The organism is Streptomyces sp. NBC_00210 (assembly GCF_045160975.1).
Lineage (GTDB): Bacteria > Actinomycetota > Actinomycetes > Streptomycetales > Streptomycetaceae > Streptomyces.
In genome coordinates this window covers 3,031,485-3,053,522 of the sequence record NZ_CP108120.1, presented here as the reverse complement: position 1 = coordinate 3,053,522, position 22,038 = coordinate 3,031,485, and the positions used below count along the sequence as shown (strand labels likewise).

19 protein-coding genes are annotated in these 22,038 nt (G+C 70.6%); 17 read left to right on the top strand and 2 right to left on the bottom strand.

The annotated features are described in order from the left end of the window. Nucleotides 1-134: 134 nt before the first annotated feature. From OG729_RS13665 to OG729_RS13605, 13 genes are all read left to right on the top strand, one after another. The gene (locus tag OG729_RS13665) at nt 135-470 is read left to right on the top strand and encodes a hypothetical protein (protein ID WP_405806252.1); all 336 of its coding nucleotides are present in this window, start codon (nt 135-137) and stop codon (nt 468-470) included. After that, nucleotides 470-1,828 (top strand): FtsK/SpoIIIE domain-containing protein, encoded by a 1,359-nt coding sequence (locus OG729_RS13660; RefSeq protein WP_405811123.1) that lies wholly within the window; start codon nt 470-472, stop codon nt 1,826-1,828. Before OG729_RS13665 ends, OG729_RS13660 begins: the two co-directional genes overlap by 1 nt. 78 nt (nt 1,829-1,906) lie before the next feature. Continuing rightward, on the top strand, nt 1,907-2,104 hold the full coding sequence (locus OG729_RS13655; protein ID WP_405806250.1) for a hypothetical protein: 198 nt from the start codon (nt 1,907-1,909) through the stop codon (nt 2,102-2,104). A gap of 13 nt (nt 2,105-2,117) precedes the next feature. Continuing rightward, a complete protein-coding gene (locus OG729_RS13650) occupies nt 2,118-2,306 on the top strand; it encodes a hypothetical protein (protein WP_405806249.1) in 189 nt (62 codons plus the stop codon). Nucleotides 2,307-2,384: 78 nt separating this feature from the next. Beyond that, nucleotides 2,385-3,047: a DUF2637 domain-containing protein gene (locus tag OG729_RS13645; RefSeq protein ID WP_405806247.1), complete on the top strand. Its 663-nt coding sequence runs from the start codon at nt 2,385-2,387 to the stop codon at nt 3,045-3,047. After that, nucleotides 3,044-3,238 carry a hypothetical protein gene (locus OG729_RS13640; RefSeq protein ID WP_405806245.1) on the top strand — a complete coding sequence of 65 codons (195 nt, stop codon included), beginning with the start codon at nt 3,044-3,046 and terminating at the stop codon, nt 3,236-3,238. Before OG729_RS13645 ends, OG729_RS13640 begins: the two co-directional genes overlap by 4 nt. A gap of 24 nt (nt 3,239-3,262) precedes the next feature. After that, nucleotides 3,263-3,547 carry a SpdD protein gene (locus OG729_RS13635; protein ID WP_405806243.1) on the top strand — a complete coding sequence of 95 codons (285 nt, stop codon included), beginning with the start codon at nt 3,263-3,265 and terminating at the stop codon, nt 3,545-3,547. A 92-nt stretch (nt 3,548-3,639) separates the two neighbouring features. Further along, on the top strand, nt 3,640-3,876 hold the full coding sequence (locus tag OG729_RS13630; RefSeq protein ID WP_405806241.1) for a hypothetical protein: 237 nt from the start codon (nt 3,640-3,642) through the stop codon (nt 3,874-3,876). Further along, complete coding sequence (locus OG729_RS13625) at nt 3,876-5,384, top strand: DNA cytosine methyltransferase (protein WP_405806240.1); 1,509 nt, start codon at nt 3,876-3,878, stop codon at nt 5,382-5,384. Before OG729_RS13630 ends, OG729_RS13625 begins: the two co-directional genes overlap by 1 nt. Then, nucleotides 5,384-5,827, top strand: a complete 444-nt coding sequence (locus OG729_RS13620; protein ID WP_405806238.1) for a hypothetical protein — start codon at nt 5,384-5,386, stop codon at nt 5,825-5,827. The genes OG729_RS13625 and OG729_RS13620 overlap by 1 nt, the downstream gene beginning before the upstream one ends. Next, nucleotides 5,820-7,187, top strand: coding sequence for a replication initiator protein RepSA (repSA, locus tag OG729_RS13615; protein ID WP_405806237.1), 1,368 nt, complete (start codon nt 5,820-5,822; stop codon nt 7,185-7,187). Before OG729_RS13620 ends, repSA begins: the two co-directional genes overlap by 8 nt. Before the next feature lie 2 nt (nt 7,188-7,189). Beyond that, complete coding sequence (locus OG729_RS13610; protein ID WP_175289943.1) at nt 7,190-7,387, top strand: AlpA family transcriptional regulator; 198 nt, start codon at nt 7,190-7,192, stop codon at nt 7,385-7,387. Further along, nucleotides 7,387-8,622, top strand: coding sequence for a tyrosine-type recombinase/integrase (locus tag OG729_RS13605; protein ID WP_405806236.1), 1,236 nt, complete (start codon nt 7,387-7,389; stop codon nt 8,620-8,622). The genes OG729_RS13610 and OG729_RS13605 overlap by 1 nt, the downstream gene beginning before the upstream one ends. A gap of 135 nt (nt 8,623-8,757) precedes the next feature. Here the strand turns inward: OG729_RS13605 and OG729_RS13600 are convergent, their stop codons facing one another. Next, complete coding sequence (locus OG729_RS13600; protein WP_405806234.1) at nt 8,758-10,347, bottom strand: alpha/beta hydrolase; 1,590 nt, start codon at nt 10,345-10,347, stop codon at nt 8,758-8,760. A 308-nt stretch (nt 10,348-10,655) separates the two neighbouring features. Continuing rightward, nucleotides 10,656-13,358, bottom strand: a complete 2,703-nt coding sequence (locus OG729_RS13595) for a lysylphosphatidylglycerol synthase domain-containing protein (protein ID WP_360873547.1) — start codon at nt 13,356-13,358, stop codon at nt 10,656-10,658. A gap of 215 nt (nt 13,359-13,573) precedes the next feature. On the opposite strand from OG729_RS13595, the gene OG729_RS13590 reads away from it, so the two are divergent. The 4 genes from OG729_RS13590 (at nt 13,574) to OG729_RS13575 (ending at nt 22,036) form a co-directional block, all read left to right on the top strand. Further along, nucleotides 13,574-13,945 (top strand): MGMT family protein, encoded by a 372-nt coding sequence (locus tag OG729_RS13590; RefSeq protein WP_360873544.1) that lies wholly within the window; start codon nt 13,574-13,576, stop codon nt 13,943-13,945. Nucleotides 13,946-14,121: 176 nt separating this feature from the next. Beyond that, entirely contained in the window at nt 14,122-17,517 is a 3,396-nt protein-coding gene (locus OG729_RS13585; protein WP_405806232.1) for an ATP-dependent helicase, read from the top strand. A gap of 64 nt (nt 17,518-17,581) precedes the next feature. After that, the gene (locus OG729_RS13580) at nt 17,582-18,433 is read left to right on the top strand and encodes a hypothetical protein (protein ID WP_360873538.1); all 852 of its coding nucleotides are present in this window, start codon (nt 17,582-17,584) and stop codon (nt 18,431-18,433) included. A gap of 108 nt (nt 18,434-18,541) precedes the next feature. After that, a complete protein-coding gene (locus OG729_RS13575) occupies nt 18,542-22,036 on the top strand; it encodes a UvrD-helicase domain-containing protein (protein WP_405806231.1) in 3,495 nt (1,164 codons plus the stop codon). Nucleotides 22,037-22,038: the final 2 nt, after the last annotated feature.

Sequence of the window (22,038 nt, the reverse complement as noted above, 5' to 3'; positions counted from 1 at the left end):
CTTGTGCTCTAGTCTGCTATATAGCAACATGACTCATGACGCTCCAGTCATGAGAAGCCGAGAGGGCGACGCCCAACCGCCAAGTAGTTCGCCGCCCTCCCAATCCCCTGAAAGGGAGTTCCATCATGCGCAGGATGCCTCTGAAAACTGAAGCCATGACGCTGATGCTCATCCAGGCTCCGGAGAAGAAGGTCAAGAACCAGAAGACCGGTGAGATCGCGATCGACAAGCAGTCCGGCCAGGTTCAGTACAACGTGAACGTCGCCGTGATCGTGGACGGCCGGCCGGATGCAGTGACCGTCGTCGTTACCGAGGACGGTATTCAGCCGGACCTGATCCCCGGTATGCCGGTGGCTCTGCCCGGTCTGTACGCCACCAAGTGGGAGAACGAGTTCGGGCACGGCATCAGCTTCAAGGCCACCGCGGTGATGGCCGCGGAGGTTCCGGCGGCTGCGAACGGTCAGGGCTGATCGCCGTGACGGAACTGCTGCTGTGCATAGGCGCGTTAGCCGTCTTCGCGCTCATCGTTCGGGTCAAGGCTCCCGCCGTGTACTGGATGCTGTTCGGTCTTCCGGCCGCGCTGTACCGGGTCCTGTCCTCCTACCGCCGGACCATGGAGGCCTGTGAGCTCACGGTCACTCCGCCGTGGTGGCGGGTGTTCGCCCACAAGCTGTCCACCAGCGACACGGTGACCCGCCCCGGAATCCCCAAAATCCGGGGAATCCGCCCCACCACCACGGGGCTTAGGCTGCGCTTGCGGCTGGCTGCGGGCCTGGCTCCGGAAGACGTGGTCAAGTCGGCTGAGCGGCTGCGGCACGCTTGGGGCATCTACTCGGTGCACGTCGCTGAGATCAAACCCGGTGTGGTGGACCTGCGGCTGACCGGCTTCGACGTCCTGGCCCGTGTGCGAATGCCGCGCCGGCTGCCCATCGGCTCTCTGTCCGTCACGGTTGCCCTGCGGGAAGACGGACTGCCCTACGTCCGTGACTACCAGGACATCCCGCACTCCCTCACACTGGGTGCGAACAAGTCGGGCAAGTCGATGTACCAACGCTGCCTGATCAAGGGTCTCGCACCGCTGGACGTCGCCATCGTGGGCATCGACTGCAAACGCGGCGTGGAACAGGGCTCGTTCGCCCCACGTCTCTCCGCACTGGCCATCACTCCCGATCAGGCCGATGGGCTGCTGGATGCCCTGGTCGTGGAGATGGAAGAGCGTTTCGACCTGCTGTGCCTGCACCAGGGCATCACCCCGGGCACCCCGCTGGAGGACATCACCTCGGACGTCTGGGGCCTGCCGAAGAAGCTGCGTCCGGTCCCGATCGTGGTGTTGATCGATGAGATCGCCGAGCTGTTCCTGATCACCTCCAGGGCGGACGCTGCCCGGCGGGACCACATGGTCACCCAATTCGTGCGTCTGGCGCAGCTGGCTCGTGCGGTGGGGATCTATCTGGAGGTGTGCGGGCAGCGCTTCGGCTCGGAGCTCGGCAAGGGTGCAACTGCCCTGCGGGCTCAGCTGACTGGCCGTGTGGTGCATCGCTGCAACGACAAGCAGACCGCCGATATGGGCCTGGGCGACGTCAACGAACTCGCGGTCGTGGCGGCTACGAACATCGCTCCTGAGCGGGCCGGTACTGCCATCGCGGGCGACTCCTCGGGTGGCTGGTCCCGCATCCGCACCCCGAAGACCACGTTGGGTGAAGTCGCCGCGGTGTGCCGCGAGTTCGCGCACCTGACCCCGCACATCCCGGCCCTGGACCCGTTCCGCCCACAGCCCGCGGTCCCCGCCTCTGCGGCCGTGCCGATGGCGGCTCCAAGCACTCCGTAGTTCCCCGCTCCATTCCGGTTGGCGTGACCGTCTCGCGCCAGGTCCCTACCCCTGCCATGCCCGAAAGGAGAAAGCCCCGTGACCGCAGCGAAGCGCACCACCCGCCGAACGGCCAAGCCCAAGGCCGCTCCCGAGGCCGCGCCGTGTCCGGACTGCCAGACCGGTCAGGTCTCCGAGTCCTTCAAGGTCGGCGGCCGCAGCAAGCGCGAGAGCACCGACCGGCAGGAAGCCCTGTGCCTGACCTGCTTCGGTACCGGCCAGGCCCCGACTCCGTAAAGGAGCGACCGTCATGTGTCCTCACGCCCTGGACGCCAAGCTCACCCACGCACTGACGATCCTCGCGGTCGGCTACCTGATCACCCCGGATGCGGATGAACAGTTCGCCCACCTGGTCTGCGGTGCCCTGTCCACCGAGGCCGAACAGCGCACCCACGGCCTCTACCCGCCTCCCGGTCACACCTGCCCCGGCACCTACTGACCCGCTGGGACCGGGCGGCAGGACCTGTGAGCCCCGCCCGGCCCCGGCCCTCAACCCCCTTGAAGGAGGTGAAGACCCGTGACCCGCTCGATCCACCCCGATGCCGTACTCATCCAAGCGGTGATCGCCGGTGCGCTGTCCTTCGCCCACCTGCATGACATCGCTGCCGCTGCCGGACAGGACGGCTGGAAAGCGTGGGCCTACCCCATCAGCGTGGACCTGCTCCTGGTCGCTGCCTGGCGACGCCTGCGCATCCTCCGCAGTACCGGAGGGGCGGTCCGTGCCGCGTGGACCTGGTTTGCCGTTGCCCTGGCTGCATCGCTCGGTGCGAACGTCGCGACCGCGGGCCTGCTCGACCTGACGGCCGTGCCTGCCTGGCTGCGGATCCTCGTGGCCGGCTGGCCCGCCCTCGCCTTCCTCGGCGGCACCCTGCTCGTCCACACCCCCGCCCAACCGCGCACCGAGACCGTACGGACTGCCGAACCGGCTGCAGACATCGCCGTCACTCGTGACGTGCCTGCCCCGGTCCCGACTACCGAGACCGAGCCGGTTCCGGCCCTGCCGCCCGCCGTCACGGTGCCTGCCGCGCTGCTGGCTCACGCACGCAAGGTCGCCGACGCCCACCGCACCGCCACCGGCAGCCCGATCGACCCCGCAACGCTGCGCGCCCGTCTTGGTGTTGCTCCGCAGCTGGCGGACGCCATTGCCCACCAGATCACCGAAGGGACTGACCCGTCGTGACCGTCGAACTGCCCCTGATCCTTGTGGTCGCCCTCGTCGGCTACTTCGGGATCAAGCTCAGGCGTCCGCCGACCTGGCTGATCGTCGTGCTCCTCCTCGGCGGCTTCCTCCTCGCCGACACCTTCCTCGCCCCCGCCATCGAATCCGGCACCAAAACCGGTGTCGATGTCATCGACAAGACCGGCAAGTGACCTGACCCGAAAGGAAGATCCGCCATGTTCAAGCCCAAGTACCCGGTCCCCGACACCTACATCCCAACCACGCATGCCGTCGTTCCCGCTCAGCAGGGCGAGGCTCCCTCGCTCTCGTCGACTGCCGTGCCGGTGACGCGCACCAGCGCGGTCGTGGAGCTGGTCAAGAGCAAGCCGCTCGCGGTCGTGGGCGGTGTGGTGGTCACGGGTGCGGTGCTCACGTCGATGTTCCTTGCCATCGCCATCACCGCGGGATCACTCGCGCTGCTGGCCGTGGTGATCCGCTCTCTCATGAGCAACCAGCGCTGACCGGCCCTCCGGGCGGCTCCGATACCGCCAAGCATCCGCCGCCCGGACGGCCGTGCCCCTGTCCGATCTCTCAACCGGAAGGAATCTCCATCATGCCCGACCGCCCGCTGTCGACCGCGCGGATCTGCCCGGACTGCGACGGCTTCCCTGTTGTCGCCGTCACCACCGGCAGCCGCAACCTGGACGGCACCCGCACCACGCTGTCCGTTGTCTGCCCGGCCTGCCACGGCACCGGCCACGCGCCCCGCTGGCTCGTCACCACCCGCCGCCCGACCGTGAACGTCCGCCAGCTGGTTGTGGTCTCGTCCGGGCGGGAGGCACTGCGGTGATGCGCCGATCCGCCACTTCCCGCGCCACGTCCATCCATCTGTTCTGCGGTGCGGGCGGGGATTCCGACGGGTTCCGCCGGGCCGGCTTCGATGTGGTGCTGGGTGCCAACCACTGGGCACGTGCGGTCGAGACGCATGCGGCCAACTTCCCCGAGGCCGAACACCTCTGCGTGGATCTGGACCACTACGACATGCGGCGTCTGCCGAAGGCCCGGGTCCTGGTCGGTTCCCCGATCTGCACCGAGGGCAGCCCCGCCGACGGCGTCAGCCGTCCCAAGCCCCCGCCCACCCCCGGCCAACTGGACCTGCTCGAGGAAGGACCGATCCAGGACGCGGCGTGGGAGCGCACCAGGGCCACCGCCTACGACATCCTGCGCGCCGCCGAGGTCCACCACTTCGACGCCGTGGTGTGCGAGAACGTCCCCCGCTTCGCCACCGCGTGGCCGCTGTTCTCCTGGTGGCTGCACGCCTGGGAGATCCTGGGCTTTCGCCACCAGATCGTGTCGGTCACCGCCGCTCACATCGGCGCCGATGGCAACCCGCACGCCCCGCAGTGGCGGGACCGCATCTTCATCGTCTTCACGCGCAGGGAGCTGCGGGCACCTAACCTCGATGTCCGGCCGCCCGCCTGGTGCCCCATCTGCGAACGAGACGCATTAGCGGTCCAGTCCTGGCGCAACGGCCGGAAGATCGGCAAGTACCGGCAGCAGTACGACTTCCGCTGCCCCAACACTCGTTGCCGCCACCGGATCGTCGAACCCTACGTGCGGCCCGCCGCCTCCGCGATCAACTGGGCCGATCCCGGTATCCGGATCGGGGAGCGGCCCACCCAGGGCATGAAGCCTCTGGCCGCGTCCACCCTGCGCAAGATCCGGCTCGGGCTGGAGAAGCACCGGGTGCCGTCCGTGGTCACGGTCAACCACTCCGATCAGGGCGACGGCCGTGCGTTTCCCGCGCTCGCGGCCCCTCTGCCGACCTGCACGGTGCGGATCGGTGACGGGATCGCCATCCCGCCGATGCTGGTCCCGGTCGGCGGCAGCTGGAACACCGACGCCGCCGCTGTCACCGTGCCGATGCGGACCCGCACCACCCGTGAGAGCGAAGCCCTGCTGTGGCCCGGTCCGTTCATCACCGAGCACCGCGGCGGCGGCTCCACCACACGGGGAATCGGCGACCCGCTGGCCGCGATCACCGCCGGGGGCAACCACCACGGCCTCGTCATCCCCTACCGCAAGGGCGGCCCGACCACGACCGGAACCCCCCTGCACACCATCGCCACCCGCGAGTCAGCAGGCGTGGTCCTCGGCGCCGACCCCACCCCCGAAGACATCGAGGTGGAGGACTGCTACTTCCGCATGCTGTCCGCCCGCGAACACCTGCGCGCCCAGCGCTTCACCGACGACTACACCGTGACCGGCCACGGGGGCGAGCAGACCAAGCAGGCCGGAAACGCTGTGCCCGCCAACGTCGCCCAATGGATCGCCTCCGCCCTCCTGGAGGTGCTCTGATGCCCCAGCCCCATGCCCGCGAATTCGACACGGCGCCTGTCCTGGCGCTGACGATCTGGCAGCCCTGGGCAAGCGCCATCGCCTACGCCACCAAGCGGATCGAGAACCGGGACTGGCCCACCGACCACCGCGGCCTGGTCCTCATCCACGCCGGACGCACCCTCGACCCGAACGCGCACGAGGTGCCGCTGTCCCGTCCGTTCCTGCGCCGCCCGCAGCCCAAAGGCGCGATCGTCGCCGTCGCCCTGCTCGACGACTGCCACCCCGATGACGGCTACTGCACCCTGTGGTCCGCCCGCGGCCGCTACCACTGGCGACTGACCACTGTCGTCCCGCTTGCCCGGCCGCTGCCCTGGCCCGGTGCGCGTGGCCTGTGGACCCCGCCGCCCGGCCTTCTCGCCTCCCCGCCCCTCGCCGATGCGCTGGAGGTCGCCAGTGCCTGACACGCTGGATCCGACCACCCTGGGCGACCTGCTCAGGGTGGCTTCGGCCCCCGACTTCGACCGCTGGCAAGAACAGATCCGCAAGACCGGCGGCTGCGCCCAGCCCATCCACCTCACCGGCTGGTCCCTCACCCGCGACAAGACCACCGGGCAGATCCTGCACACCTACTCCACCCAGGACGAACCCGGCGGCCGGCTCCGCATCGCCTGCGGCAACCGCCGCGCCTCCCGCTGCCAGCCCTGCGCCTACCTCTACGCCGGAGACGCCTACCGCCTCGTGCGCGCGGGCCTGTCCGGTGACACCGCCATGAACATCCCCACCGCCGTCCGCGAACGCCCCCGCGTCTTCGCCACCATCACCGCCCCGTCCTTCGGACGGGTCCACAACCGCCCCGACACCGGCCGCTGCCACTGCGGCACCCGCCACCAGGACGGTGATCCTGCACTCGGCACCGCCCTCGACCCGACCACCTACGACTACGCGGGCGCGGTGCTGTTCAACAACCACGCAGGCGAGCTGTGGCACCGGTTCATCAACCGGCTCCGCCGCGAACTCGCCGCTGCCGCCGGACTCACCCAGAAGGCGTTCAAGGAATCGGCCCGGCTCTCGTTCAACAAGGTCGCCGAGTTCCAAAAGCGCGGAGCGATCCACTTCCACGCCGTCATCCGCATCGACGGACCCGATGGGCCCGACACCCTTCCCCCGACGTGGGCCACGCTCGACCTGCTGACCCAGGCGATTCGCGAAGCGCGGGAGCACCCCTACACCGCGGTGACCGTGCCCGCTGCCGAAGATGAGCCTGCCCGCACGCTGTGCTGGGGCGAGAAACTCGACGTCCGGCCGATCCAGGCCTTCGACGACGGTGACGACATCAGCGAACAGAAGGTCGCCGCCTACGTCGCCAAGTACGCCACCAAGGCAGCCGAGTCCACCGGCGCTCTCGACCGCCGCATTGGCGAACTCGCCGAACTCGACCAGCACCACGTGTCCGACCATGCTCGGCGGCTCATTCGCGCCTGCTGGGACATCGATGCCCTTTATCCCGAACGCAAGCTGTGGGCCTGGGCGCACATGCTCGGCTTCCGCGGCCACTTCCTGACCAAGTCACGCCGCTACTCCTCCACCTTCACCGAACGCCGACAGGTCCGCGCCGAGTACCGCGCAGCCGAGCAACGCCGAACCCTCGGCCTGCCCGAACCCGACACGACGCTCGTGCTCGCGGACTGGCGCTACGCCGGAAACGGCCACACCCCCGGCGAATCCGCTCTGGCCGCATCCATCGCCGAAGACATCCGCATCAACCGAGAAACCGCCCGCGAAGTCCTACTCGACCAGCTCACCAATGAAGGGGAGTACTGACCATGGCCTCAGAGCTGCCGAACCGGTTCCTGACCCCTGAGGACCTGGTCGAGATGTTCGAGCTTCCCAGCGTCGAGACCGTCTACCAGTGGCGGCGCAAGCGCACCGGGCCTCGCGGATTCCGAGTCGGTCGGCACCTGCGCTTCGATCCGGGTGACGTGCGGGCCTGGGTGGACTCCCAGCTTGGGGAGGCTGCCTGATGGCCGGGCACATCCAAGACCGCTGGTATCGGACCGAGCCTGGACCCAACGGCAAGGTCGTCAAGGTCAAGACCCAGCGGTACGGCGTCGGTCTGCGCTACCGCGCCCGCTACATCGGTCCCGACGGCACCGAGAAGTCCAAGAGCTTCCCCGATCGTCAGAAACGGCTCGCTGAGCAATGGCTCACGCAGATCGAGGCGGACATGTCTCGCGGCCAGTACATTGATCCGCAAGGCGGTCGCCTCACGGTTCGACAGCACGCCGAACGATGGTTGGCGTCGCTCACCATGGACCCCGGCACCTTCGTGGGCACCGAGCAGCGCATCCGCCTGCACGTCCTGCCGTACCTGGGCAGTCGCACGCTGGGCTCGCTCCGGCCGACGCACATCCGCGAGTGGCTGCGGAAGCTGCAGGACGGGGGAGTGGCGCCCGCCTATCAGCGAGTGATCTTCGCGAATCTTGGCACCATGCTCACGGCGGCCGTCGATGACCGTCTGATCCCCGACAACCCCTGCCGCTCGTCGTCCGTGCGTGCGCCAAAGCTCGACCTTCGCCGGATCGTTCCTTGGCCGCGAGAGCGCGTGCTCGCGGTGCGCTCGGCGCTGCCTGAACAGTACCGGCCCATGGTGGACTTGGCCGGCGGCTGTGGCATGCGGCAGGGTGAGGTGCTTGGACTGGCAGTCGACGACGTGGACTTCGTCGAGGGGTTGGTTCACGTGGCTCGGCAGGTCAAGCTCATCCGCAACCGGCCGGTGTTCGCGTTCCCCAAGGGGGGCAAGACCCGCACGGTCCCGCTGCCGGAGAGCGTCGCTCGATCGCTTGAGGAGCACATCACGCAGCATCCGCCGACTGCCGTGACGCTGCCGTGGAGGATGGTCGACGCCTCGCCGGTCACGGCCACCATGCTTTTCTACCGCGACCGAGAGCGCCCGGTGAACCGCAACGACTTCAACCGCCACGCGTGGCGCCCCGCGCTCGACGCGGCGGGCATCCCGTATGGACGGGAGAACGGCATGCATGCGCTGAGGCACTTCTACGCGTCCGTGCTGCTGGACGCGGGCGAGAGTGTCAAAGCTGTGTCGGAGTACCTGGGGCACCACGACCCGGGCTTCACGCTGCGGACGTACACGCATCTGATGCCGATCAGCGAGAAGCGGACTCGGGAGGCGGTGAACCGCGTCTTCGACGACGGCCCGAACGCGGATGACGGCCCCACCACGGCCCAGGGAGGCTGAGGGCGCAGAGAACGCGCAGGTCAGGCTGCAAGTGGCCTGACTTGCCGATCTACTGACGCAAGCCTTGTGCGATGGGCCCCGGACCGCAGTACTGGTCCGGGGCCCTTCACGCTGCTGAGGGGTGCTGCCGGGGGCCTACGTGCACGTCGTGCCGTTCGCGGGGACCTTGCCGTCCAGCAGATACGCGTTCACGGCCTGCTGTACGCACTTGTTGCCGCTGTCGTACGCGCCATGACCCTGGCCCTTGTATGTGAGCTCCACGCCGACGCCCTTGCCGAGCGCGTTGACCATCGCCCTCGCGCCTTCGTACGGGGTCGCCGGGTCGCCGGTGTTGCCGATGACGACGATGGGCGGCGCACCGGGAGCCGAGACGTCGGGCGTGGACCAGGCCCCGGGCACCGGCCATTCGGTGCAGCCCATCAGGGACCAGCCCAGGTAGTCGCCGAAGACAGGCGAGGCCGCCCGGAACTGAGGCAGCTTCGCCTTTGTCTGCTCCAGGGAGTAACGGTCCTTGAAGTCCACGCAGTTGATGGCCGCGTTGGCTGCCTGGATATTGCTGTAGTCACCGTCCTCGCTGCGCCCGTTCATCGCGTCGGCGAGTGCGAGCAGCAGTGCGCCGTTGCCGCCGTCGGCTTCGTCGAGCCCCTGCTCCAGATACTTCCAGTACTCCTTGGAGTACAGAGCCTGCGCGATGCCGCCGGTGGCCAGGGACTGGGTCAGCATCCGGTCGCCGCTGCCGGGGATCGGCTTCTTGTCGAGCTGCTGGAGGAGCGCGATGATCCAGTTCTGGATCTCCTGCGGTGTGGAGCCGGGCAGCAGGCACTTGTCGCCGCGGTTCACGCAGTCCTGGGCGAAGTTGGTGAGCGCGAGCTGGAAGCCCTTCGTCTGGCCCAGGGCGCCCTGCTCGGAGTTCTTCGTCGGGTCGACGACGGCGTCGAAGACGGCCCGGCCGACGTTCGACGGATACAAGTGGGCGTAGACACCGCCCAGTTCGGTGCCGTACGAGATGCCGAAGTAGTAGAGCTTCTTGTCGCCCAGGACCTGGCGCATCAGGTCCATGTCGCGGGCGGCGTTGGTGGTCCCGACGTACGGGAGTTCGCCTCCGGAGTGCTTCTTGCAGGCTTCGGCGAAGGACTTCAGGCTCTTCGTGAAGGTCTTCTCCTCGGCGGCGTCGTCGGGCGTCGCGTCCTGTTCGTAGTACGCGTCGAGCTGCTTGTCGTCCTCGCACTCCACGCCCGCGCTGCGGCCGACCCCGCGCGGGTCGAAGCTCACGAGGTCGTAGCGGGCGTGCAGGGCGGTGTAGTCGGGAGCGGCGGCGGGCAGATTGGCGACCCCGGAGCCGCCGGGCCCGCCGAAGTTGAAGATGAGGGAGCCGATCCGCTTGTTCGGATCACGGGCCTTGGCGCGGATCAGGGCCAGTTCGACGGTTTCGCCGTCCGGCTTGTCGTAGTCGAGCGGGGCCTCCATGAAGGAGCATTCCCAGGCGATGCCGCCGGGTAGCGGCGACGGCGGGGTCCCGCCACCCTCCGCCTCCGAGGGGGCCGGGCACGTCTGCCACTTCAGCGTCTGGGTGGCGAGTTCCTTGGCCCGGTCCTGGTCCGTGCCGCCCTTGTCGCCGCTGTCGGAGCAGCCGGCGGCGGCCAGCAGCACGGAGACCGAGGCGACGAGGGCGACGGCACGGGCGCCTGCGGAAGCGGCGCGCACCGCCGGGCAAGAGGTCGGCATGCAGCCATCGTGCGCCGCGGGGGAGGGCGGCGCCCGCGACGACGGTCCATGCGGGTGGTCCGCCTCGTGTCCTCAATCGCCGGACGGGCTCACTTCCGACCCTGTCCGGCGTTTGAGGACGGCGGGTCGGCGGGGCTGTCTGCGCGAGTTCAGGCCCGTCGGGCGTTTGAGGACGGCCGGTCAGTGGGACCGCCCGAGCGAATTCAAGCCTGTCCGGCGTTTGAGGACGGCCGGTCAGCCGGACTGCCCGCGCAAAATCAAGCCCGTCCGGCGATTGAGGACAAAGCGGCCGCCGGACGACCCCGGCACTACAGCGCGCCCTTGCGCGTCAGGTGGTTGAACGCGAACCACCCCGGCAGCACCGGCAGCCACAGCGTCATCATCCGGTACAGCAGCACCGCCGGCGCCGCGACCTCCTTCGGCACCCCGGCCACGATCAGACCGAAGGTGAGCGCACCCTCGACCGCGCCCACACCGCCCGGCGTCGGCGCCGCCGAGCCCAGCGCGTTGCCCGCCAGGAACACCACAGCGATGCTCGCGTAGCTGAGCGGCTGGTTGCCGTTGTCGAAGGCCCGGATCGACGCGTCCAGACACATCACGAACACACCGGTCAGCAGCAGCATCCCGCCGATGCCGGTGAGCAGCTTCATCGGCCGCTGCAGTACGTCGAGCATGCGCGGCACGACCCCGGCGAACAGCGAACGCAGCCGCGTCGAGACGAACTTGCGCAGGAACGGGATCGCGGTCACCACCAGCACCAGCACGGCGACCGTCAGCAGCCCCGCGATCACCGTCCTCGACGGGGTGAGCGACGCGGTCTTCTCCGTACCGGTCAGATAGCCGAAGGAGAGCAGCAGCAGGATGTGCGCGCCGAGGCCGAAGAGCTGGGAGGCGCCGACGCTGGCCACCGCGAGCCCGGGCCGTACGCCCGAGCGCTGCAGGAAGCGGGTGTTCAGCGCGACGCCCCCGACCGCCGCCGGGGCGACGATCTTGACGAAGGAACCGGCGACCTGCGCGACGACGGTCCGCAGGAAGGCCACCCGCTCCGGCACGAAGCCCAGCAGGCTCATCGCCGCCGCGAAGTAGCTGAGCGCGGAGAAGGCGACCGCGGCGGCCACCCACCCCCAGTGGGCCCGGCCGAACACGGTGCCGAAGTCGATTCCGGCGAGCTGCGAGAGCAGGAAGTACGCGGCGACCGCGCCCGCGATGAAGCTGACGAGCGTACGCGGCCTGATCCGTTCGAGACGGACCGGCTCGACCGGGGCCTGCGGCCTGATCAGCAGCATCTGGCGGCGGATCTGGGAGAGCAGATCCTCCTCGCGCGCCTCGTCCATGGCCTCGTCCATGGCCTTCTTGTCGGCCTGCTTCTCCGCGCGCTCCGTCTTGCGCGCGGACTTGGGGTCGGCGTCGGCCCCTTCCGTACGGGCCTGCTTGGCGGCTTCGGACGCCGCGAGCACCGCCTCCCGCTCGCGCTGGGACCGCTCGCGGGCGAGCTTGCGCAGCGTCGCCCGGGTCGAGCGGCTGAGCGCGATCGGCTGCAGCAGGGGCAGGCAGTCGGCGACCTGGTCGGGACCGAGCACCTCGACCGCGGTGGCGACCGCTCGCTCGGCGCCCACCCGCAGGCCGATCGTGGTGAGCAGCTGGGCGATGTCCATACGCAGCACCACGTCGCCCGCCGCGATCTCGCCGCCGCGCAGGTCCGTGAGGATCACCTTGCCGGAACGATCCACCAGAATCGCGTCGCCGGTCAGCCGCCGGTGCGCGATACGTCTCGACTGGAGCGCCTTCACCTGCTGCCAGGCCCCGCGCACCACGTCGTCGGTGACCTCGTCGTCCGCCAGGGAGTCCAGGGAACGGCCGCCCAGGTGCTCGTACACCAGCATCACGGCGTCCGGACCGAGCTCGGAGGTGGCGATCAGTTTGGGGGCGTTGGCCCCGGCGGCGATCGCCGCGTAGGCGAGCAGCGCCTCCTGCTCCAGGGCCTGGCGCAGCGACTGGATGGAGCGGCGCGTGGTGATGGAGCGCAGCGTCAGCCGGCGCCATACCCGGTAGAAGAAGCCCTGCGCCTGCTGCTCGCGGTCGACGACCGTGACATCGAGGGGCGAGCCCTCCTCCAGCGTGACCAGATAGCGGCGGCCGCGGTCGCCCTGCTCGGCCGAGTCGGGGACGTCCTCGGCGCGCATGGCGGTGACCGGGCGGAAGCCGACATGGCGCAGACCGGCCAACAGGGTCTGGCCGGTGGGGCGTACGTTCGGCGAGCCGACGGCGTACAGCGTGCCGTACGCCACGGTCCAGCCGAGCAGCACGGTGAGGATGATCGAGAACGGAGTGGTGTACCCGGCGACCAGCATCGCGAAGGCGTCGAGCAGCAGCACCACCCACAGGACCACGCGCCATCTCGGTCTGCGGGCCATGCCGACGGCCGTCATATAGGCGATGACGGGTGCGAGATAGCCGTGCACGGGATCGGTGAGGCCGCCGCCCGTCTGGGTCTGGGTCAGCGCCTCCTGGAGGGTGCTGGGCGCGGCCCGGGCGACCCAGAGGTCGGTGGCGAGGGTGACGCCGTGCGCAAGCACGGCGGCGAGGACGCCGTCCGCGATACGCAGGCCGTCCCGCTTGATCAGCCGCTCGATCGCGAAGGCGACCGGGACGAGCAGCACGGCGATGCTGGAGACCAGACCGGCGATCTTGACCAGCAGGTCGGGCGCCTGGCCGGTGCCCTTGTTGATGTCCTGTTCGAGGCCGGAGGTGGTGCCGTGCGCGAAGGCGGCGATGGCGAGCACGACGGCGATCGCGAGGATGCCGATGAGGAGGCGCAGCAGATCGGAGGGGCGGTGGACGCGGGCGGCGAGCAGCGGCTCGTCCCCCGAGACCCGGTCGACGCTGCCCACGTCGGTTTCCTCTGCTGGCTTGGGCTGGTGCTCGTGCTGCCTTCCTTCCGAGGCTACGGGGGAGGGCGCGTCCGGGTGCGACTCGGCCTCAGGGGTGCTTGCCGCCTGCTGAGGCTGCACGCCCTGCTCCTTCGCCGTCTCGGTCTCTTCTTGATCTCGTATCACCAGTCACCGCCCGCATGATGGTGGCACGACCGGAAGACAGAGGGGTGCATCAGGGTGCATCGAGGGGGCGCAAGGTGCGTAAGATACGCCCCTTTGCTTCCTGCGGTCCACTGTGTGCGCCGGGTCCGCAGGCCGGGGCGTTGTCGGTGGCGTGCGGCAGGATGGGCCGGATGGAAGAGCTGCCGGAGTACGCGGAGCGGGTGCTCGAGGTCACCGAGCTGATCCCGCCTGGCCGGGTGATGACGTACGGGGACGTCGCCGAGTGGCTGGACGAGGGAGGCCCGCGCCAGGTCGGCCGCGTGATGGCGCTGTACGGCGGCGGGGTGCCCTGGTGGCGCGTCGTGCGTGCGGACGGCACGCTGCTGCCCGGCCATGAGCTGAGCGCCCTCGCGCAGTACCGCGCGGAGGGGACGCCCCTGCGCCCGGCCGCACGCAGCTCCGAAGGCCATGTGCCGCGCATCGACATGAAGCACGCGCGATGGGACGGCGGCGAGGGTGCGGTCGAGGGCGACGGTCCCGGGGACGACAGCGCTCACATATGACAGCTTCCGCCAAACGACGGCGGCGCGGGTGCTCCGGGGACCGTACGGATTACCAGGAGCACGCGGAGTGCGCGACAGACTCACTGCGTCCCTGCCGGGCGCTGGCGTAGCGTCTCCAGCGCGCGGCACGAACCGCTCCATCACCACCAGCACACCCACCAGGACCGGCGATCCACGTGAGCTCCTCCTCCACCTCCGGGCGTACGCCGTACCGGCAACAGGTACGGCAGGGGGTCCCGTCACGCCCGCAGGGGCGTAGGGGGAGGACCCCCGGCGCGTACCGACTGGTGCGTACCCCGCCGGGACCGGGGGATCCCCCTCTCCTGGACGCAACTCAGCGCGCGGTGGTTGACCACGATCATGGGCCGCTGCTCGTGCTGGCAGGTCCGGGCACCGGGAAGACCACCACGCTGGTGGAGGCGGTGGCCGCGCGGGTGGCCAAGGGGGCGGATCCGGAACGCATCCTGGTGCTCACCTTCAGCCGCAAGGCGGCGGTGGAGCTGCGCGACCGGATGGCGCTTCGGCTGGGCGGGGCGCGGGGGCCGCAGGCGACGACCTTTCACTCTTTCTGTTACGCGCTGGTGCGCGCTCACCAGGACGCCGACCTTTTCTCGGAGCCGTTGCGGCTGCTGTCGGGTCCCGAGCAGGACGTCGCCGTGCGCGAGTTGCTGGCGGGTCAGCTCGACCTGGAGTCGGAGGGACTGGCGCGCAACCAATGGCCGGACGAGCTGCGGGCGTGCCTGACGACGCGTGGCTTCGCCGACGAGGTACGGGCGGTGCTCGCCCGGAGCCGCGAGCTGGGCCTGGGCCCGGACTCCCTGGCCCGCTTCGCGGCCCGCACCGGTCGCCCCGACTGGGGGGCGGCCGCGACGTTCCTCGCGGAGTATCTGGACGTCCTGGACATGCAGGGGGTGCTGGACTACGCGGAGCTGGTGCACCGGGCGGTCCTGCTGGCGGAGCGTCTGCAGTACGGCTTCCCCTACGACGCGGTGTTCGTGGACGAGTACCAGGACACCGACCCGGCACAGGTGCGGCTGCTCCACGCCCTGGCGGGGAGGGGCCGGACGCTGGTCGCCTTCGGCGACCCGGACCAGTCGATCTACGCCTTCCGCGGCGCGGACGTGAACGGCATCCTCGACTTCCCCGACGCCTTCCGGCACGGGGACGGAAGGCCCGCGGGGGTGGCGGTCCTGACGACATCCCGCCGCAGCGGATCGGACCTGCTGGCCGCGACCCGTCTGCTGACCCGCAGGATGCCGCTGCCCCGCCTTCCCACGGAGAAGGCCCGGGCGCACCGGGAACTGTCCGCGATCCGGGAGAGCGGCAGGGTCGAGACGTACACCTTTCCGACGGCCTCCACGGAACTCGACAACATCGCGGACATCCTGCGCCGGGCCCACCTGGAGGAGGGCGTCCCCTGGCACGACATGGCCGTCCTGGTCCGCGCCGGCGGCCGCACCATCCCCGCGGTCCGCCGGGCCCTCACCTCGGCAGGCGTCCCCCTGGCGATCGACGGCGACGACGTGCCCCTGCGCCACGAACCGGCGGTGACCCCGCTGCTGACGGCGCTCCGCGCGGTGGCGGAGGCGGCGACGGAAGGGAGTACGACGCGCGAGGCGGGGCCGCAGGACGAAGCCCCCGAAGGGTCTGGGGGGCCCGCCCTCCAGGTGCGGGAAGGGGCCGGGGAGGGGAGCAACACCTGGCTCAGCACCGAGAACGCCCTCACCCTCCTCACCTCCCCCCTCGGCGGCATGGACGCCGCCGACCTCCGCCGCCTCGGCCGCGCCCTCCGCGACGAGGAGCGCGCCGGCGGCAACCGCGTCCCCGCGCCCTCCGACCAGCTGCTCGCCCGCGCACTCGCCGAGCCCGAACGGCTCGTCGCGCACGACCCCGCGTACGCCCGCGGCGCGCAGCGGCTCGGCGCGCTCCTGCGCAAGGCGCGCGAGCTCCTGGAAGGCGGCGGCACGGCCGAAGAGGCCCTGTGGGAGCTCTGGGACGGCACCCCATGGCCGCAGCGCCTCGAGCGCGCCGCCCTCCGCGGCGGCGCGGCCGGCCGCAACGCGGACCGCGACCTCGACGCCGTCTGCGCCCTCTTCGACACCGCCGCCCGCGCCGAAGAACGAACCGGCGGCCGCGGCGCCCTCAACTTCATCGAGGAGATCGAGGCCCAGGACATCGCCGCCGACACCCTCTCCAAGAGAGCCGTCCGCACCGACGCGGTACGCCTGATGACCGCCCACCGCTCCAAGGGCCTCGAATGGCGCCTCGTCGTCGTCGCCGGCGTACAGGAGGGTCTCTGGCCCGACCTGCGCCGGCGCGGCTCCCTCCTGGAGGCCGACCGCATCGGCCGCGACGGCCTCGCCGAACCGCTCACTCCCGGCGCCCTCCTCGCCGAGGAACGCCGGCTCTTCTACGTCGCGGCGACCCGCGCCCGTGACCGCCTGGTCGTCACCGCCGTCAAGGCTCCGGCCGACGACGGCGATCAGCCCTCCCGCTTCCTCACCGAACTCGGCGTCGAGCCCAAGGACGTCACCGGCCGCCCCCGCCGCCCCCTCGCCGTCGCCGCGCTCGTCGCCGAACTGCGCGCCACCACCGTGGACCCGCAGGCGACACCCGAGCTGCGCGACGCCGCCGCCCGCCGCCTCGCCCGCCTCGCCGCGCTCATCGACGACGACGGCCAGCCGCTCGTGCCCGCCGCACACCCCTACCGCTGGTGGGGCCTTTACGAGCCCACCCACAGTCGGCTGCCCCTGCGGGACCGGAACCAGCCCGTCACCCTGTCCGGCAGCGCACTGGACCAACTCGCCAACACCTGTGCCCTCCAGTGGTTCCTGGGGCGCGAAGTGAAGGCGGACGCCCCTGCCACCGCCGCCCAGGGCTTCGGCAACGTCGTCCATGTGCTCGCGGACGAGGTCGCTTCCGGACAGACCCCCGCCGACCTGGCCGTACTCATGGAGCGCCTGGACTCCGTCTGGGACGCGCTCGTCTTCGACGCCCCATGGAAGTCGCAGCAGGAGAAGGCGCACGCGCGCGTGGCGCTCGAACGCTTCCTGCGGTGGCACGTCATGGACCGCGGCGGCCGTGTCCCCGCCGCGACCGAGCACGACTTCGACGTGACGCTGGAGGCGGGTGAGTACGAGGTACGCATCCGCGGCTCCATGGACCGCGTCGAGCGGGACGCCGAAGGCCGTGCGTATGTCGTCGACTTCAAGACCGGCAAGCAGACCCCGACCCGCGACGAGGTCGCCCGCCACCCTCAACTCGCCGTCTACCAGCTCGCCGTCCGCGAGGGCGCGCTCGACGAGGCCTTCGACGGCCGCCGTCCCGAGCCCGGCGGCGCCGAACTCGTACAGCTGCGCCAGGCCGCCGCCAAGAAGGAGGGCGGCGAAGCGCTCCCCAAGATCCAGGCGCAGGAGCCGCTCGCGGGGGAGTGGGTCGGCGAACTGCTCGCCACCGCCGCCGGCCGCGTCCTCGACGAACGGTTCACCCCGACCTCTGGAGCGCACTGCACCCACTGCTCGTTCCGTGCTTCGTGCAGCGCACAGCCCGAAGGCCGCCAGATAGTGGAATAGGCGGCGCTGTGAGGCAGATCACGAGGGCCGTTCGGCAAACCACGTGATCCACGAGGAGAGACACATGGCGGCCAAGCGGAAGTTCCTGGTCACGGCCGTGGTCTGGGCAGCCACGGCCGCCGGCCTTGCAGGTTGCTCCACCGGCGGTGAACTCAAGGCCGAGGGCAGCGTCGAGAAGAAGGACGCGGTGGCCGCCGCGACGACGAAGGCATCGGATGACCCGTTCGGCGGCCTGGGCGCCGACCAGATCGCCGACAAGGCGGTCGCGGCCACCAAGGAGGCCGCATCCATCAGGATGGCGGGCCGGGTCGTGAGCGACGGCGAACCCCTCACCATCGACTTCGCCGTGGACACCAAGGGCGCCTGTACCGGCAAGCTCGGGATGAAGGGCGGCAGGGCCGAGCTCCTCCAGGTCAACAAAGTGCTCTACATGAAGGGCGACGCGAAGTTCTGGGATGCCGCGCTCGGCGCCGAGGCCAAGGGACTCACCTCCCTGCTGAAAGGCCGCTGGCTGAAGGTGCCGGCGGGCACTGCGGGTGACATGGACGGGGTCTGCAACCTCAGGGCCATGCTCGACGGCATTGACAAGGACAAGTCGGATCGCCGGGGCATGACCAGGGGCCCCGACGCCGAGGTCGACGGCAGGCCCGCGGCGACCCTGGTGAAGAAGAAGGCCGGCGGCAAGTCGACGACCTTGTTCGTGGCGAAGGAGGGCGAGCCCTATCTGCTCAAGGTCGTGAAGACCGGCGGGGACGAGCCCGGCACGATCGTCTTCTCCGAGTACAACAAGCCGGTCAAGGCAGTCGCTCCGCCGGCCGACGAGATCGTCGACCTTCAGGACCTGAGCACGGACGCGGCGGCGGTCGCGGCCCTGGACCTGGACCTGGGCAATGCGTTCGGCGGCACCAGCGCCTGACTCGGCCGAAGGCCCGGCCTGGCCACCCGGCCCGGCGGGGGTCCCACCCGGCTCGGCCGAGGCCCGTGGGGGTCCTCGCTGTCAGTGGTCCCCACTAGCCTCACTGAGGTGACCCCACGCATCACCGATCCCGAGCAGCTCAAGGAGCTTCTCGGGATCCCCTTCACCCCGGAGCAGACGGCCTGCGTCACCGCGCCGCCCGCCCCGCAGGTCATCGTGGCCGGAGCCGGGTCGGGGAAGACGACGGTGATGGCCGCGCGGGTGGTGTGGCTCGTCGGGACCGGCCAGGTCGCACCCGAGCAGGTCCTCGGCCTCACCTTCACCAACAAGGCGGCCGGCGAGCTCGCCGAGCGCGTCCGCACGGCGCTCGTACGGGCCGGGGTGACGGACCCCGACGTCATCGACCCCGACAACCCGCCGGGCGAGCCCCGCATCTCGACGTACCACGCCTTCGCCGGACAGCTCCTCACCGACCACGGCCTTCGGATAGGCCTGGAGCCGACCGCCCGCCTGCTCGCCGACGCCACCCGCTATCAGCTCGCCGCGCGCGTGCTGCGCGAGGCACCGGGCCCGTATCCCTCGCTCACCAGATCCTTTCCGTCCCTGGTCAGCGACCTGCTGGCGCTCGACGCGGAGCTCGCGGAGCATCTCGTACGCCCCAAGCAGCTCGCTGCGTACGACGCGGAACTGCTGCACACCCTGGAGAGCGCCCGGCTCAGCAACGCCGAGCTGCGCAAGGTCCCCGAGGCGGCCGCGGCCCGCCGCGAACTGCTCGATCTCACCATCCGTTACCGCGAGGCGAAGCGCGCCCGCGACCTTCTCGACTTCGGCGACCAGATCGCGCTCTCGGCCGAGCTGGCGCTCACCAGGCCGGAGGTCGGATCGATCCTGCGGGACGAGTTCCGGGTGGTCCTGCTCGACGAGTACCAGGACACGTCGGTGGCCCAACGGCTGCTTCTGTCCGGCCTGTTCGGGCAGGGCACCGGCCATGCCGTGACCGCGGTCGGCGACCCCTGCCAGGCCATCTACGGCTGGCGAGGGGCCTCCGTCGCCAATCTCGACGATTTCCCGGCGCACTTCCCGTACTCCGACGGCCGCCCCGCCACCCGCTTCTCGCTGAGCGAGAACCGCCGCAGCGGGGGCCGGCTGCTGCACCTCGCCAACGGCCTGGCCGCCCCGCTGCGGGCCATGCACGAGGGCGTCGAGGCGCTGCGCCCCGCCCCCGGTGCCGAGCGCGACGGCATCGTCCGCATCGCACTCCTGCCCACCCACACCGAGGAGATCGAGTGGCTCGCCGACTCGATCGCCCATCTGGTGCGTACGGGCAAGGAGCCCGGCGAGATCGCGGTCCTGTGCCGTACGGCCGGCGACTTCCCCGAGATCCAGGGCGCGCTGGTCGCCAGGGACATCCCGGTCGAGGTCGTCGGCCTCTCCGGACTGCTCCACCTCCCCGAGGTCGCCGACCTGGTCGCGATGTGCGAGGTCCTGCAGGACCCGGGTGCCAACGCCTGCCTCGTACGTCTGCTCACCGGACCGCGCTGGCGGATCGGCCCGCGCGACCTGGCGCTGCTGGGCCGCCGGGCCCGGCTGCTCGTCCACCGCGAGGCGTCCGACGGGACGGACCCCGACGAGCGACTGGCCGCGGCGGTCGAAGGCATCGACCCGGCGGAGGTCATCTCGCTCGCCGACGCGCTGGACACGTTCCTGGAGTCGGCGGGCGGCGATGACGACGACCTGCCCTTCTCAGCGGAGGCACGGGTCCGCTTCGCCCGCCTCGCCGCGGAACTGCGCGACCTGCGCCGCTCCCTGGCCGACCCCCTCATGGACGTCCTGCATCGCGTCCTTGCCACCACCGGCCTTGAGGTCGAACTCTCCGCGTCCCCGCACGCGCTGGCCGCCCGCCGCCGCGAGACCCTCGCCAACTTCCTGGACACAGCGGCCGGTTTCGCGGCGCTCGACGGGGAGGCCACGCTGCTCGCGTTCCTCGGCTTCCTGCGTACGGCCGCGCAGTACGAGAAGGGCCTGGACAACGCCCTGCCGGGCGGCGAGAACACGGTCAAAGTCCTGACGGCGCACAAGTCCAAGGGGCTGGAGTGGGACGTCGTGGCGGTTCCCGGACTGGTCGCCAAGCACTTCCCGAACGACCAGGCACGCGAGGCCTGGACCTCCCAGTCCAAGGTCCTGCCGCACGCGCTGCGGGGCGACGCGGTCACGCTCCCGGACATCCCGTCCTGGGACGCGAAAGGTCTGAAGTCCTTCAAGGACGCCATGAAGGCCCACCAGCACACGGAGGAACTGCGCCTCGGCTACGTCACCTTCACCCGCCCCCGCTCCCTGCTCCTGGGCTCGGCCCACTGGTGGGGCCCGACCCAGAAGCGCCGCCGGGGCCCTTCGGAGTTCCTGCAGGCGCTGTACGACCACTGCGCGGAGGGCTTCGGCGAGATCGAATGCTGGGCCCCGGAACCGGACGAGGACGCGGAGAACCCGTCCCTTCACAAGACGAGGGGCGAGCAGGCCTGGCCGCTCCCACTGGACCCCACATCGCTGTCGCGCCGCCGCGAGGCGGCGAACACGGTGCTGTCCTACCTGGACGCGCTTTCGCAGACCCCGGACGGCGTGGATGAACCGGAGGACCGGGGGGACTTCGGGGCGCCGGACGAAGTGGAGGACCTGGGCGAGCCGGGGAACCTGGGCGAGCCCGAGGACCTGGACGAGCCCGAGGCCCTGGGCGAGCCGGAGGACCTTGAGGACATCGACTGGACGCCGTGGGACGACGACGAGCCGGTCGACCTCCCGCACCAGCGCCGCGAGTCTCCAGCGGTCCGGGGCGAAGCCCCGGTTTCGGGAACCGGCGGGTCGGGGGAACAACCCCCCACCCCCGAAGACGCGCGCACGATCGCCTCCTGGGACCGCGACCTCACCGCCCTCACGCGCGAGCTCCACCGCACCCGCGCCTCCGTCCGCGACGTCCCCCTTCCCCCCTCCCTCTCCGCCTCCCAGCTCATGCGCCTCGCCGCCGACCCCGACGGCTTCGCCCAGGAGCTGGCCCGCCCCATGCCCCGCCCCCCGCACCCCGCCGCCCGCCGGGGCACCCGGTTCCACGCCTGGGTGGAGTCGCGGTTCGAGGAACTGCCGCTTCCGATGCTCGGCCCGGACGAGCTCCCGGGGGGCGACGAGGACGACCCCGAGATCGCCGACGAGCGCGACCTGGCCGCGCTCAAGGAGGCGTTCGAGCGCACCCCGTACGCCCGCCGTACCCCGTTCCGTGTGGAGTCTCCGTTCCAGATCACCCTCGCGGGCCGAGTGATCCGGGGCCGCATCGACGCGGTCTATCTGACCGACCCCTCACAGGGCGCCCCGTACACGCACGAAATCGTCGACTGGAAGACCAGCCGCACCCTTACCGCCGACCCTCTCCAGCTCGCCATCTACCGTCTCGCCTGGGCCGAGCAGCACGACCTGCCCCTTGAAGCCGTCAACGCAGCGTTCGTCTACGTACGCAGTGGGGAGATCGTGCGCCCCGACGCTCTCCCGGGGCGCGCCGAGCTCGAGCGCATCCTGCTGGGCGAGACGGCCGACGAGACACCCACCGGCGCCCGTTAGGC